The organism is Streptomyces sp. NPDC006384 (assembly GCF_042870695.1).
Taxonomy (GTDB): Bacteria; Actinomycetota; Actinomycetes; order Streptomycetales; family Streptomycetaceae; genus Streptomyces.
Genome location: NZ_JBIAHR010000004.1, coordinates 305015 through 318597, shown reverse-complemented (window position 1 = coordinate 318597; position 13583 = coordinate 305015). Strand labels below are relative to the sequence as shown.

Sequence of the window (13583 nt, the reverse complement as noted above, 5' to 3'; positions counted from 1 at the left end):
CCCGCCCGGCGGCACCCGGCCCGGTGCGGGGGACGGGGCGGACGTAGGGTCGGGCCCATGACCACTACCGACAGTGCCGCACAGAAGGCCCCCGCCAAGGACCCCTGGGACCTGCCCGACGTCTCCGGTCTGGTCGTCGGCGTGCTCGGCGGGACCGGGCCGCAGGGCAAGGGCCTCGCCTACCGTCTCGCCAAGGCCGGCCAGAAGGTGATCGTCGGCTCCCGCGCCGCCGAGCGCGCCCGGGCCGCCGCAGAGGAGATCGGGTACGGCGTCGAGGGCGCCGACAACGCCGAGACCGCCCGCCGCAGCGACATCGTGATCGTCGCCGTCCCGTGGGAAGGGCACGGCAAGACCCTGGAGTCCCTGCGCGGGGAACTCGCCGGCAAGCTCGTCGTCGACTGCGTCAACCCGCTCGGCTTCGACAAGAAGGGCGCCTACGCCCTCAAGCCCGAGGAGGGCAGCGCCGCCGAGCAGGCCGCCGCCCTGCTGCCGGACAGCCGGGTCACCGCCGCCTTCCACCACCTGTCCGCCGTCCTCCTCCAGGACCCGGAGATCGACGAGATCGACACCGACGTGATGGTGCTGGGCGAGGAGCGGGCCGACGTGGAGACCGTCCAGGCCCTCGCCGGGCGCATCGCCGGCATGCGCGGCGTCTTCGCCGGGCGGCTGCGCAACGCCCACCAGGTCGAGTCGCTGGTCGCCAACCTGATCTCCGTCAACCGCCGCTACAAGGCACACGCCGGGCTCCGCGTCACGGACGTATGAGGCGATGGGGGACACTGGTGGGTGCCGGTGCGCGTGCGCCGGCCGTACCCGCAGTGCCGCAGTACCCGCACGTGTCCCCCCGACAGGAGCTCCGCCCATGCCCCGCCTCGCCGTCTACGCCCTGATCGTCTGCGTGCTCGCCGTGGTCGCCGCCGTCGTCTCCTTCGTCCAGGGCAGCGTGCTGATGGGCGTCGTCTGGGTGCTGCTGACGGGCCTGTCGTCCAACATGTGGTGGTACTACTTCAAGCGCGGCCGGGACGCCCGCCGCGAGCCGGCCGGGAACTAGGAAGCGACCGAGCAGAACTCGTCCGTCTGCCAGAACCGGTACAGCTCGAAACCGCAGTACGTGTCGAAGTCGCTGATCCCCAGGGAGCGCAGGATCGCGTCGACCGCGTCGAAGAACACGCCGTTGACCGCCGGCAGCCACAGCAGCGCGAACACGAACAGCAGCCCGAACGGCGCGAACGGCTCCACCTGCCGCCGCACCCCGTACGACAGCCACGGCTCGATCACCCCGTAGCCGTCCAGGCCCGGCACCGGCAGGAAGTTCAGGATCGCCGCCGTGACCTGGAGCAGCGCGAGGAAGGCCAGCGCGAGCCGGAAGTCGCGCGGGACGCCGTCCAGCGCGTCCAGCCAGAACGGGGCCGTGCACACCGCGGCGAACAGCACGTTCGTCAGCGGGCCCGCGGCCGAGATCAGACTGTGCCGCCAGCGCCCGCGGATGCGGCCGCGCTCGATGAACACCGCGCCGCCCGGCAGGCCGATCCCGCCCATGATCACGAACAGCACCGGCAGCACGACGCTCAGCAGGGCGTGCGTGTACTTCACCGGGTTCAGCGTGAGATAGCCCTTCGCGCCGACCGAGACGTCGCCGCTGTGCAGCGCGGTGCGCGCGTGCGCGTACTCGTGCAGGCACAGCGAGACGATCCACGCGGCCGTCACGAACAGGAACACGGCCACGCCCGGCTGCTCGGCGAACCCGGTCCAGGTGGCCCACCCCGTGACCGCCGTGACGGCCAGGATCCCGAGGAACACGGGACTGACCCGGCGGTCGCCGGGACGGGTGGTGGCGGCGGTCATGGGTCTCCCTGACTGAACTGACTGACTGACTGGCTGGCTGACTGGCTGGCTGACTTGCTTGCTCGCGCTTGCGGTGGGTAACGGCCGGGCCCGTGGTGATCGCGGGGACTGCCCGACCGTACCCGGCGCGGCACCCGTTCGGCGAGGCCCCGGCCGGGCGCTGCCGCACCGCACCGCGTAAACCCGGTGACCGGCGCCGACGGCACCGGGGACAATGGAGCCCGTGCGCTATCGCATCCTCGGCACCACCCAGGTACTCCGCCCCGACGGCACCGCCGTCCCGGTCGGCGGGGCGCGGCTGCGCGCCCTGCTGACCGTGCTCGCCCTCAGGCCCGGCCGCGCCGTGCCCGCGGGGCTGCTGGTGGAGGAGGTGTGGGGCGACGACCCGCCGGCCGACGCGCCGGGCGCCCTGCAGGCACTGGTCGGGCGGCTGCGCCGGGCGCTCGGCGCGGACGCGGTCGCCTCCGCCGACGGCGGCTACCGGCTCGCCGCCGCCCCCGACGACATCGACCTGCACCGCTTCGACCGGCTGGCCGGCGAGGGCACCCGCGCCCTGGCCGACGGCGACCCCGACAAGGCGGCCGAGCTCCTCGACGACGCCCTCGCCCTGTGGCGCGGCCCGGTCCTCGCCGACCTGCCCGACCGCACCGCCGAGGCGGCCCGCTGGGAGACCCGGCATCTGGCCGCCCTGCGCGCCCGCCACACCGCCGCCCTGGACCTCGGACAGGCGGAGCACGCCCTGCCCGAACTGACCGCGCTGTGCGACGGCCACCCTTTGGACGAGCCCCTCCAGGCCCTGCGGCTGCGCGCCCTGCGCGACACCGGCCGCACCGCCGAGGCGCTGGCCGCCTACGAGGACGTACGCCGTCTGCTCGCGGACCGGCTCGGCACCGATCCGGGGCCCGGACTGCGGGCGCTGCACGGGGAGCTGCTCCGTCACACGGCGACCGGTGGGGCGGTGGCGCCCGGCGGTGGCGGGAGGACCGCCGGTCCGGGGAGACCCGCGGGCTCCATGACGCCCGCCGGGCCTGCCGGACCCGCCGGGTCGGCGGAGGCCGGGGGAACCGGGATACCCGCCGGACCCGTGCGGCCCGCCGCGGCCGCCGACCCCACCAACCCCGCGACGATTACTGCCCCCGCGACGACCACCGCCCCCGGCACCACCGAGCCACCCGCCCCCGAGCCCGGCCCCCGTCCCCGGGGCAACCTCCGGGCCCGGCTCACCTCCTTCGTCGGCCGGGACGCCGACATCCGGGCGCTGCGCGCCGACCTGGCGACCGCGCGGCTCGTCACCCTGCTCGGGCCCGGCGGCGCCGGCAAGACCCGGCTGTCGCAGGAGGCCGCCGAGGGCGCCGGTGACACGGCACAGGACGGCGTGTGGCTGGCCGAGCTCGCCCCCGTCGACGACCCCGGCGCCGTACCGGAGGCCGTACTGACCGCGCTCGGCGCCCGCGAGACCGTGCTGTACGGCGCCGGCGCCGAGGAGATGCGGGCCGTCACCACCGCCGACCGGCGGTCCACCGCCCTCGAGCGCCTCGTCGAGCACTGCGGCCGGCGCCGCATGCTGATCGTCCTCGACAACTGCGAGCACGTGATCGACGCCGCCGCCCGCCTCGCCGAGGAACTGCTCACCCGCTGCCCCCACCTGAGCATCCTCGCCACCAGCCGCGAACCCCTCGGCGTGACGGGGGAGTTGCTGCGCCCGGTCGAGCCGCTTCCCGAGCCGGCCGCGCTGCGGCTGCTCGCCGACCGGGGAGCGGCCGCCCGCCCCGGCTTCCGTCCCGACGCCGACGAGGAGACCGCGGCCGCCTGCGCCGAGATCTGCCGCCGCCTCGACGGCCTGCCGCTCGCCATCGAACTGGCCGCCGCCCGGCTGCGCATGCTCACCCCGCGCCAGATCGCCGACCGCCTCGACGACCGCTTCCGCCTGCTCACCTCCGGCAGCCGCACCGTCCTGCCCCGCCAGCAGACGCTGCGCGCCGTCGTCGACTGGTCCTGGGACCTGCTCGACGAGGAGGAACGGGACGTGCTGCGCCGTCTGTCCGTCTTCGCGGGCGGCTGCGACCTGGCCGCCGCCGAGGCCGTGTGCGGACCCGCCGCCCTGGAGGCCCTCGGCTCCCTCGTCGACAAGTCCCTGGTGGTGGCCGCGCCGTCCGGCGGCGACGGCATGCGCTACCGGCTCCTGGAGACCGTCGCCGAGTACGCCGCCGAACGCCTCGACGAGACCGGCGGCCGGGCCGCCGCCGAACGCGCGCATCTGACGTACTACCGCGAACTCGCCCGCACCACCGACCCGCTGCTGCGCGGCCCCGGACAACAGCCCGCCGTCGAACGGCTGGAGCGCGAGTACGAGAACCTGCGCACCGCCCTGCGCCACGCCCTCGCCGAACGCGACGAGCAGGAGGCGCTGAGCCTGTCGCTGTCGCTGGTCTGGTACTGGCAGATGCGCGACATGCGGGTGGAGGCCAGGAACTGGCTCAGCGAGATCATGGCCCTCGGCCCGGACCCGTTCACCGAGCCGGTCAGCCGCGCCGAGCCGGTGTGGGAGCGGTGCACGGCGGCCCCGCCCCCGATGACCGGCGAGGTGCTCGCCGAGGCCCGGCGCGGCGTCCACCTGGCCCACCTGGCCTGCATGGACACCGAGCTGGACGCCTGGCAGAATCCACGGGCCCAGCGGAAACTGCGTGCCATCGCCGAGACCTACGAGCCCGGTCTGCCGCAGACCTGCTTCCCTCCCGGCCTGCTCTGGGTCTTCGCCGTGCTGCTGTCCGGCGACACGGAACGCCTGCACGAGATCATGGAGGCCTCCGTGCGCACCTGCCGTGAGACGCCGGGATACGACTGGGAGCTGGCCGGTGTGCTGCAGATGCGCGCCCAGATGCTCGCCAACCGCACCGACTGGGCGGGCGACGCGGCCCGCGACGCCGACGAGGCGCTGGAGATCTACCGCCGCCTCGGTGACACCTGGGGCACCGCCGAGGCGCTCGCCGCCCGCGCCGAGGCCCGTGAACACCGGGGCGAGTACCGGCTCGCCGCCGCCGACTACGAGGCCGCCGCGGAACTGGCCGAACGGCTCGGCGCGCACGCCCAGATGGACATCCTGGAGGCCCGGCTCGGCAGCGTGCTGCTGGAGGCGGGGGACGTCGAGCGGGGCGAGCGCATGCTGCGCGCGGTGATCGCCCGGACGCAGGACGCGGGACACCACGGTGCCATGCCGGCCGCCCGGCTCTACCTCGCCGGCCGGCTCGGCATGACCGGCCGGACGGCCGAGGCACGCGAGCAGATCCGGCTGCTGCGCGAGAACTTCACCCTCTCCCGCTTCGTCGTCTTCGACGCCTTCCTGCTCGCCGCGGAGGCCTGGATCGCCGCCCTGGAGGACCGGAACGAGGAGAGCCTGGTCATGATCCGCGAGGCGCTGGAGCGGGCCGAGGAACCGCTGTCCGCCCTCATCGCCCCGCACCTGTGCTCCGGATGTCTGACCGTCGCGGCGATGGCGCTGGCCCGGGTGGACGGCGGACGCCGGGCCGAGGACGCCGCGCGCTGCATCGGTGCCGCCGACGCGGCGCTGCCGCCGGGACACGTCGCGATGGGCCTGGAGCGGGACGCGCGCGACCAGGCGGCTGTGCGGGTCCGCGAGGCGCTCGGCGACGAGGCGTACGAGACCGCGTACGCCGAGGGCGGCGGCCTCTCCGTGCGGGAGGCCGCCGCCCTCGTGTGACGCGCCGGAAGGCGCCGGCGTCAGGTCTTCGTACGGAACTTGTGGACGGCGACCGGCGCCATCACCGCCGTGATCGCCACCGACCAGCCCACCGTCATCCACAGGTCGTGGGCGACGGGGCCGCCCACCATCAGGCCGCGCGCGGCGTCGGCGAGGCTGGACAGCGGGTTGTAGTCCGTGAAGGTCTCCAGCCAGCCCGGCATCGACTGCGTCGGCGCGAAGATCGAGGAGCCGAACTGCAGCGGCATCAGCACCAGGAAGCCCATCGCCTGCACGGACTGGGCGTTCTTCATCGTCACGCCCAGGGTGAGGAAGATCCACATCAGGGCCGAGCCGAACAGCACCGACAGTCCCACGGAGGCCAGCAGCCCGGCCCAGTCGGTGATGTCGAAGCCGACGAGAACGCCGACGACCAGGAGCACCACGGTCGCGAACAGCATCCGCAGCAGCTCCACGGCGATCTTGGCGAACAGCACCGAGCCGCGCCCGATCGGCAGGGACCGGAAGCGGTCCATGACACCGGAGTGGAAATCCTGATTGAAGCCGGTGCCGACGCCCTGGGCCATGTTCATGCCCATCATGGCCATCAGGCCGGGGACGACGTACTGCACGTACGCCTGCTGCCCGCCGCCCAGCGACTGGCCGATGGAGCCGCCGAAGACGTACACGAACAGCAGCGTGAAGACGACCGGGAACAGGATGGCGTCGAACATCGACTCGGGGTCCTGCCGGATCCACAGCAGGTTGCGGCGGACCAGCGCGCCGGTGTGCCGCAGATGCCCGCGCAGCGGGATCCGGGCGTCGGGGGCGGGAGCGACGGGAGCGACAGCGGCCGGAGGGGCGGCGCCGAGCGCCTCGGGCAGGGTGGCGGTGGGAGACGGGCGGGCGCTCATACGGCGACCTCCTCGCGGGTGCCGGCGGGCGCGGGGTCCTGCGGGGCACCGGCGCGGTGGCCGGTGAGGGACAGGAAGACCTCGTCCAGGCTGGGCAGTTCGGTGGTGACGGAGGCGAGGGTGATGCCGCGCGCGGTGACCGCGCCGACCACGGCGGTCAGCTGCTCGTCGCTGAGGACCGGCACCAGCACGGCACCGCGCTCGGCGTCCACGGTGGAACCGGCGAGCCCGGTGATGCCCAGCGTGTCGAGGTGCGCGGCGAGCGGGCGCAGCTGCAGCGGGTCGGCCGGGCGGACGCGCAGGGTGCGTCCGCCGACCTTGGCCTTCAGCTCCTCGATGCCGCCCTTCGCGATGACCTTGCCGCGGTCGACGACGGTCAGCTCGGAGGCGAGCTGCTCGGCCTCCTCCATGTACTGGGTGGTCAGCAGCACGGTGACGCCGTCGCCGACCATGCGCTTGACCTCGTCCCACACCTCGTTGCGGGTGCGCGGGTCCAGGCCGGTGGTGGGCTCGTCCAGGTACAGCACCGCCGGGTGCCCGATCATGGAAGCGGCCAGGTCGAGGCGGCGCCGCATGCCGCCCGAGTAGGTGGAGGCCGGCCGCCTGGCGGCCTCGGTGAGCGAGAACCGCTCCAGCAGTTCGTCGGCCCGCCTGCGGGCGTCCTTGCGGGACAGGTCGAGCAGCCGCCCGATCATGTAGAGGTTCTCCCAGCCGGGGAGCTTCTCGTCCACGGACGCGTACTGCCCGGTGAGACCTATTACCCGCCGCAGCTGCCGCGGCTGCCGTACGGCGTCGTAGCCGGCGACGAGCGCCCGGCCGGCGTCGGGCGTGATCAGGGTGGACAGGATGCGCACGAGGGTGGTCTTGCCGGCGCCGTTCGGCCCGAGGACGCCCATCACGGTGCCCTCGCGCACGTCCAGGTCGACGCCGTCCAGCGCCTTGGTCTCGCCGTAGTGCTTGACCAGCCCCCGTACGGTGACCGCGCTGCCCGCGGCCGGGGGAGTGTCGTCGATTCGCTTCATGCCGACGACGCTGTCAGCACCCGCCGACAGACCACCGACATCCCGCCGACGGCCGCCCGGCGCGACCGGCACGCCACCGGCATGCCGCCGACACGTCACCCGCTTGTCGCCGACAGCGCGCCGGCGCCCCCGCGGCCGGGTCCGCGGGGGCGCCGGTACCGGTCCGGACGCGGGTCAGACGGAGTGTTCCTCCTGCGGGAACGTTCCGCCGACGACGTCCTCCGCGAAGGACCTCGCCGCGTCGCCCATGACCTGGCGCAGGTCGGCGTACTTCTTCACGAACTTCGGCACCCGCCCGCCGGTCAGCCCGAGCATGTCGGTCCACACCAGCACCTGCGCGTCGGTCTCCGGCCCCGCGCCGATGCCGACGGTGGGGATGTGCAGGGTGCGCGTGACCTCGGCGGCCAGCGCGGCCGGCACCAGCTCCAGGACGACCGCGAAGGCGCCCGCGTCCTGCACGGCCTTGGCGTCGCGCAGCAGCTGCTGGGCCGCCTCCTCGCCGCGGCCCTGCACGCGGTAGCCCATCGTGTGGACGGACTGCGGGGTGAGACCGATGTGGGCCATCACCGGGATGCCGGACTCGGTCAGCAGCTCGATCTGCCGGTGCGAGCGCTCACCGCCCTCCAGCTTGACCGCCCCGACCCCGGCCTCCTTGACCAGCCGGGTCGCCGAGCGCAGCGCCTGCACCGGACCCTCCTGGTAGGAGCCGAAGGGCAGGTCGGCCACGATCAGGGCGCGGCTCGTGCCCCGGACCACGGCCGCCGAGAGCATGGTCATCTCGTCCAGCGTGACGGGCACGGTGGTCTCGTAGCCGAGGTGGCAGTTGCCCGCGGAGTCGCCGACGAGCATGACCGGGATGCCGGCCTCGTCGAAGACGGAGGCGGTCATCGCGTCGTAGGCGGTGAGCATGGGCCACTTCTCACCGCGCTCCTTGGCGGCGGTGATGTCCCGGACGGTGATGCGGCGGGTGCTCTTGCCCCCGTACAGCGACCTGCCGCCGTCGGCGGGCTTGGCCTGAGGCGTCTGGGCAGCGGAAGGCTGCGTCATGACAACGGCTCCTTCATGTCATCTCGAGGCGCCCTGACGGCGTCCCCGGATCCCCTCCATGGTGGCACCCCGTCCCGCGGGACGGCTAGGGGGACCCACCGGAGACCGCCCGATGCCACGGGCCCCGCCGGACGCGGCTCGCGAGCCCTGCCGCCGCACTCCGCCCATAGCCCTCCGCATGTGATCGTTCTGTCACGAAGGCCCGCGCCCCATCCGTGTCCGGAACTCCGGACGCGGGCTCGCACGTCCTCGTGCCCGTACGGCCGTCATGGGACGGCGGGAACGGAACCGATCATCCCCTAGGGTGCTGAGGCACGGGGGGCGACGGTGTGCACGGCAGGCAGTGAGGCGACGGTATGGCGCAGCAGGCATACATGACGGAGACGGACAACGGCGGCCCCGGACCCGAGCGCCGGACACCCCGGCTCCGGCGCCTGCTGGAACGGGCGACCGCCGGCTGGCGCGGCGACCGGCGGATCTGGCGCCGCGGCCTGATCACCGCGGCGGTGGCCGTGCTGCTGGCCGTGGCCATGGCGGCGCACTCGCACATCCCGAACGCGATCGGCAACCTCGGCAGCCTCACCGAGACCTTCCTGCCGTGGTTCGGCCTGCTGATCCCGGTCCTGCTGGTGATCGCCCTCGTCCGCAGGTCGGCGACGGCGCTGATCGCCCTCCTCCTGCCGGCGGGCGTGTGGCTGAACCTCTTCGGCGGACTGCTCTCCGACAAGACCGGCACCGGCGGCGACCTCACGGTGGCCACGCACAACGTCAACGCCGCCAACGCCGACCCGGCCGGCACCGCCCGCGCCGTGGCCGCCGCCGGCGCGGACGTGCTGGCCCTGGAGGAGCTGAAGGCGTCGGCCGTACCGACGTACGAGAAGGCGCTGGAGGCGAAGTACCCGCACCACTCCGTCGTCGGCACCGTCGGGCTGTGGAGCCGCTACCCGGTGAGCGACGTGCGGCCGGTCGACATCCGGCTGGGCTGGAAGCGCGCGATGCGCGCCACCGTCGCCACGCCCTCCGGGCCGGTCGCCGTGTACGTCGCCCACCTGCCCTCCGTCCGGGTGAAGCTGGAGGCCGGCTTCACCGCCCGGCAGCGGGACAAGAGCGCCGAAGCGCTCGGCGAGGCCATCGCCGCCGAGAAGCTGCCCCGCAAGATCCTCCTCGGCGACCTCAACGGCACCATGAACGACCGCGCGCTCACCGCGATCACCTCCCAGATGCGTTCCCCGCAGGGCGCCGTCGGCGACGGCTTCGGCTTCAGCTGGCCGGCGTCCTTCCCGATGGCCCGCATCGACCAGATCCTGGTCGCGGGCGTCGAGCCGACGACCAGCTGGACCCTCCCGGCGACCGGCAGCGACCACCTCCCGATCGCGGCGCGTGTGAGGGTCGACACAACCGGCTCCTGAGATTCGCCGCCGGAATACTCGCCCTGAGACGCTTTGTTCCGTACGGGAACTTTCAATCGTCCCCACCCCGTACGCACACTCCGCTCCCGAAAGGCGAGACCCCTCCATGCCCCTGGCTCTGCTCGCCCTCGCCGTGGGCGCCTTCGGCATCGGCACGACCGAGTTCGTGATGATGGGCCTGCTGCCCGACGTCGCCGGCGACCTGGGCATCTCCATCCCCAGCGCCGGCCACCTGGTCTCGGCGTACGCGCTCGGCGTCGTCGTCGGCGCCCCGCTGCTCGCGGCGGCGACCGCGCGGATGTCCCGCCGCACGGTCCTCATCGCCCTGATGGCGCTGTTCGTGATCGGCAACGCCCTCTCCGCCGTCGCCCCCGGCGAGCTGTCCCTGCTCGCCGCCCGCTTCGTCAGCGGCCTGCCGCACGGCGCCTTCTTCGGCGTCGGCGCGGTCGTCGCCACCGGCATGGTCGCGCCGGAACGCAAGGCCCGCTCCGTCTCCCTGATGTTCCTGGGCCTCACCGTCGCCAACATCGTCGGCGTCCCCGCGGCCACCGCCATGGGCCAGCAGCTCGGCTGGCGGGCCACCTTCCTCGGCGTCAGCGCGATCGGCGTCGCGGCGATAGCGGCGCTGGCCGTCCTCGTCCCGCGCGAGAACGCCCCCGCCCCCGCCACCGGCCTGCGCGGCGAACTGGCCGCCCTGCGCTCCCTGCCCGTCTGGCTGGCCCTCGGCACCACGGTCGCCGGCTTCGGCGCGCTCTTCGCCGCCTACAGCTACATCACCCCGATGCTCACGGACACCGCCGGCTTCGCCGGGACCAGCGTGACGCTGCTGCTCGCCCTGTTCGGCGTCGGCGCCACCGCGGGCAACCTGCTGGGCGGCCGCCTCGCCGACCACTCCCTGCGCGGCACCCTCTTCGGCGGCCTCGTCTCCCTGGTCGTCGTCCTCGCCCTCTTCCCCGTCCTCATGCGCACGGAGGTCACGGCGGCCGTCGCGGTGGCCCTGCTCGGCACGGCCGCCTTCGTCACCGGCTCGCCCCTGCAGCTCATGGTCATGGAGAAGGCCTCGGCGGCCCCCTCCCTGGCCTCCTCCGCCAACCAGGCCGCCTTCAACCTCGCCAACGCCGGCGGCGCCTGGATCGGCGGCGTCGTCCTCGCGGCCGGCTTCGGCACCACGTCCCCGGCCACGGCGGGCGCGGCCCTGGCGGCCCTCGGCCTCGCGGTCGCGGGCGCGGCGTGGGCGGTGGACCGCCGCCGGGACGCCGCCGACCCGGTGCACGGCCGGGAGCGGGTCGTCGCCGGCCACCTGCCCGAGGCCCCGCAGCCGGTACGACGGTGACGGCCGGCCGCACGGCCGGTCAGAGGTCGTCGGGGAGAATCCGGAAACAGCCGTGTCTCCCGCCCAGCGGCCGTACGGCCCGGAAGTCCCGGAGGTCCCTCGTGAGCACGGCGTCCGTCCCGTACTCGGCGGCCAGGGCCACGTTCACCGCGTCCACCAGATCCAGATCGAGCGACGCATAGCGTGCCCGGACGCCCAGAGCGGCATCCAGGATCTCGGGCGTGGGCGGGGCGAGCACCAGCCGCATCTGCCGTACGCGCGTGGTCAGAGAGCGGAGGATCCCGTCGGCGGCCACGCGCCCGGCCAGGCTGGTCGCCACCTGATGCACTTCGGTGAGCGCGAGCGGGGTGGCGACGAGGAAGCCGCACGCGTCGGCGGCCTCCCTGGCCGCGTGGTGGTCCGGGTCGGAGCGGTTGAAAAGGGTGAGGAGGCCGGAGGTGTCGGCCACGGCGATCACGCGGCGCTGCCCCGGTTCCGGCGCTCGCGCTCCTCGTGTCCGTCCGTGACCGCCGCCCGGATCTCGTCCTTGTCCACAGGGCCGCCGAGGTCGAAGGTCTCCTCGTCGGAGACGAACGGCTCCTCCCAGACGCGGTGCGCCAGGGCGATGCGGTGGATGCCCTCGCGGATTATCTCCGCCTCGGCGACACCGAGGCGTGCGGCGGCCTCCTTGATGAGCGCGAGGTCGCCGTCCTCGGCGTAGACGTTGGTGCGCTTCAGAGCCATGTATCCGATGGTACAGCTTGTGTACCGCCCGGGTCGGGCTTCCCGCTCACCGTCCGGACCGCTCAGTCCGTCCGGCACCGCAGGGCCAAGGCCCCGCCGACTCCTCGACGCGCTTGCGGAGACCCGGGCCGGCCGGGGCATGATGCCCCGATGAACGTGGACAGGGGCGGGGACGGGGACGTGAACGGCGGCGTGGCCGAGGTCATCGAGCGGGAGCTGCGGCTGATGAGCCCGGCCGTGCGGTCGTCCAGGGCACTGGCGGAACAGCTCCTCGACCCGGAGTACACGGAGGTGGGCGCCTCGGGATGCAGATGGGACCGCCGGTCGATGCTCTCGGCCCTGCCGGACATGCAGGGCGCGGCCGACGACGGCCCGCAGTACGTGCCGACCGAGATGACCGGCACCGTACTGGCCCCGGGAATCGTGCACCTGACGTTCGAGACCGACCTCGACGGCAGGCGGGCCAGGAGGAGCTCGATCTGGCGGAAGCGGGACGAGGAGACCGGGTGGCGGATGTACTACCACCAGGCCACACCCGTACCGGACGCCTGAGGCACCGCGCCCGTACCGCACCGGCGCGCGAGGGCGGGGAAAACACCGTGCGACGCGCACGGCCCCGCCCCATGATGGGGACCGTGACCGTCGCCCGCACCGCCGAACCCGCCCGCCTCGGCGAGACCCGCCTGCCGGACGGCCGCCTGCTCGGCTGGGCCGAGTGGGGCCCGCCGGACGGGGTGCCCGTCCTGCTGTGCCCCGGCGCGGCCACGAGCCGCCGGCTCGGCTTCGGAGCGGGCGTCGTCGACGGGCTCGGCGTCCGCCTGGTCTCCGTGGACCGCCCGGGTCTCGGCGCCTCCACCCCCGCCCCCGGCCGGACCTTCGCCGGCTTCGCCGACGACATGCGCGCCCTGTGCGCCCTGCGGGACCTGGGCCGCCCGGCCGTGGTCGGCAACTCCCAGGGCGCGCCGTTCGCCCTCGCCTGCGCCGAGGCCGGCGTCGCCTCCGCGCTGGCGCTCGTCTCGGCGGCCGACGAGGTGGCGGCACCCGAGTTCGCCGCCTCCCTTCCCACGGGGCTGCGGGCACTGACCGAGCGGGTGGTGGAGGACCCGTCGGGCGCCGAGGAGTTCTTCGCCGGCTTCGACGCGGACGCGATGTGGAACATGGTCATGGGCGGCAGCCCGGACTGCGACCTCGCCGCCTACCGGGACCCAGGCTTCTCGGCCGCGTACCGCCGGGCCCTGACCGAGGGCTTCGCCCAGGGCGCGGCGGCCGGCTACGCCCGCGACACGGTCCTCGCGATGGGCCGCTGGCCGTTCGCGCTCGACCGGATCACCGTCCCGGTGGACATCTGGTACGGCGAACAGGACGAGAGCCACTCGCCCGACAAAGGCGCCCTCCTCACCACCCGCATCCCCACCGCCCGACACCACATCGTCCCGGGCACCGGCGGCGCGCTGTTGTGGACCCATCCCGAGGCGATCCTGACGTCGCTGCTGGACCATCACCCGATGGCGTGCGCGGAGCCCCGTTCTCACCCCGACGCGTAGCACCGTCCCCTACCGTGTCGCCGTCGCGATACGACACCGACGAGGGGAG

At 74.1% G+C, this 13583-nt stretch carries 13 protein-coding genes; 7 read left to right on the top strand and 6 right to left on the bottom strand.

Annotated features, from left to right (window positions below; translation table 11 throughout):
* Nucleotides 1–57: 57 nt before the first annotated feature.
* On the top strand, nucleotides 58–765 hold the full coding sequence (npdG, locus tag ACFYOJ_RS07425) for an NADPH-dependent F420 reductase (protein ID WP_356555491.1): 708 nt from the start codon (nucleotides 58–60) through the stop codon (nucleotides 763–765).
* Nucleotides 766–862: 97 nt separating this feature from the next.
* Nucleotides 863–1051, top strand: coding sequence for a hypothetical protein (locus ACFYOJ_RS07420; protein WP_356555490.1), 189 nt, complete (start codon nucleotides 863–865; stop codon nucleotides 1049–1051).
* Here ACFYOJ_RS07420 and ACFYOJ_RS07415 read toward each other — a convergent pair.
* On the bottom strand, nucleotides 1048–1845 hold the full coding sequence (locus ACFYOJ_RS07415) for a site-2 protease family protein (protein ID WP_356555488.1): 798 nt from the start codon (nucleotides 1843–1845) through the stop codon (nucleotides 1048–1050). The genes ACFYOJ_RS07420 and ACFYOJ_RS07415 overlap by 4 nt on opposite strands.
* A gap of 214 nt (nucleotides 1846–2059) precedes the next feature.
* On the opposite strand from ACFYOJ_RS07415, the gene ACFYOJ_RS07410 reads away from it, so the two are divergent.
* Complete coding sequence (locus ACFYOJ_RS07410; RefSeq protein WP_356555487.1) at nucleotides 2060–5563, top strand: BTAD domain-containing putative transcriptional regulator; 3504 nt, start codon at nucleotides 2060–2062, stop codon at nucleotides 5561–5563.
* Nucleotides 5564–5583: 20 nt separating this feature from the next.
* On the opposite strand, the gene ACFYOJ_RS07405 is transcribed toward ACFYOJ_RS07410, so the two are convergent.
* The 3 genes from ACFYOJ_RS07405 to panB all read right to left on the bottom strand — a co-directional run bounded on the left by ACFYOJ_RS07405 (nucleotide 5584) and on the right by panB (nucleotide 8525).
* Nucleotides 5584–6456 (bottom strand): ABC transporter permease, encoded by an 873-nt coding sequence (locus ACFYOJ_RS07405; RefSeq protein WP_356555485.1) that lies wholly within the window; start codon nucleotides 6454–6456, stop codon nucleotides 5584–5586.
* Entirely contained in the window at nucleotides 6453–7478 is a 1026-nt protein-coding gene (locus ACFYOJ_RS07400; RefSeq protein ID WP_356555483.1) for an ATP-binding cassette domain-containing protein, read from the bottom strand. Before ACFYOJ_RS07400 ends, ACFYOJ_RS07405 begins: the two co-directional genes overlap by 4 nt.
* 174 nt (nucleotides 7479–7652) lie before the next feature.
* Complete coding sequence (gene panB, locus ACFYOJ_RS07395) at nucleotides 7653–8525, bottom strand: 3-methyl-2-oxobutanoate hydroxymethyltransferase (RefSeq protein WP_356555481.1); 873 nt, start codon at nucleotides 8523–8525, stop codon at nucleotides 7653–7655.
* A 356-nt stretch (nucleotides 8526–8881) separates the two neighbouring features.
* Here panB and ACFYOJ_RS07390 point away from each other — a divergent pair, with 356 nt between their 5' ends.
* Nucleotides 8882–9934, top strand: a complete 1053-nt coding sequence (locus ACFYOJ_RS07390) for an endonuclease/exonuclease/phosphatase family protein (protein ID WP_356555480.1) — start codon at nucleotides 8882–8884, stop codon at nucleotides 9932–9934.
* 106 nt (nucleotides 9935–10040) lie between these two features.
* The gene (locus ACFYOJ_RS07385; RefSeq protein ID WP_356555478.1) at nucleotides 10041–11267 is read left to right on the top strand and encodes an MFS transporter; all 1227 of its coding nucleotides are present in this window, start codon (nucleotides 10041–10043) and stop codon (nucleotides 11265–11267) included.
* Between the two features lie 19 nt (nucleotides 11268–11286).
* On the opposite strand, the gene ACFYOJ_RS07380 is transcribed toward ACFYOJ_RS07385, so the two are convergent.
* A complete protein-coding gene (locus tag ACFYOJ_RS07380) occupies nucleotides 11287–11724 on the bottom strand; it encodes a PIN domain-containing protein (protein ID WP_356555476.1) in 438 nt (145 codons plus the stop codon).
* Entirely contained in the window at nucleotides 11721–11990 is a 270-nt protein-coding gene (locus tag ACFYOJ_RS07375) for a hypothetical protein (protein WP_356555474.1), read from the bottom strand. The genes ACFYOJ_RS07380 and ACFYOJ_RS07375 overlap by 4 nt, the downstream gene beginning before the upstream one ends.
* A 150-nt stretch (nucleotides 11991–12140) precedes the next feature.
* Here ACFYOJ_RS07375 and ACFYOJ_RS07370 point away from each other — a divergent pair, with 150 nt between their 5' ends.
* Complete coding sequence (locus tag ACFYOJ_RS07370; protein WP_356555472.1) at nucleotides 12141–12542, top strand: DUF4440 domain-containing protein; 402 nt, start codon at nucleotides 12141–12143, stop codon at nucleotides 12540–12542.
* An 83-nt stretch (nucleotides 12543–12625) separates the two neighbouring features.
* Nucleotides 12626–13534, top strand: a complete 909-nt coding sequence (locus ACFYOJ_RS07365) for an alpha/beta fold hydrolase (RefSeq protein ID WP_388596286.1) — start codon at nucleotides 12626–12628, stop codon at nucleotides 13532–13534.
* The last annotated feature ends 49 nt before the right edge of the window (nucleotides 13535–13583 follow it).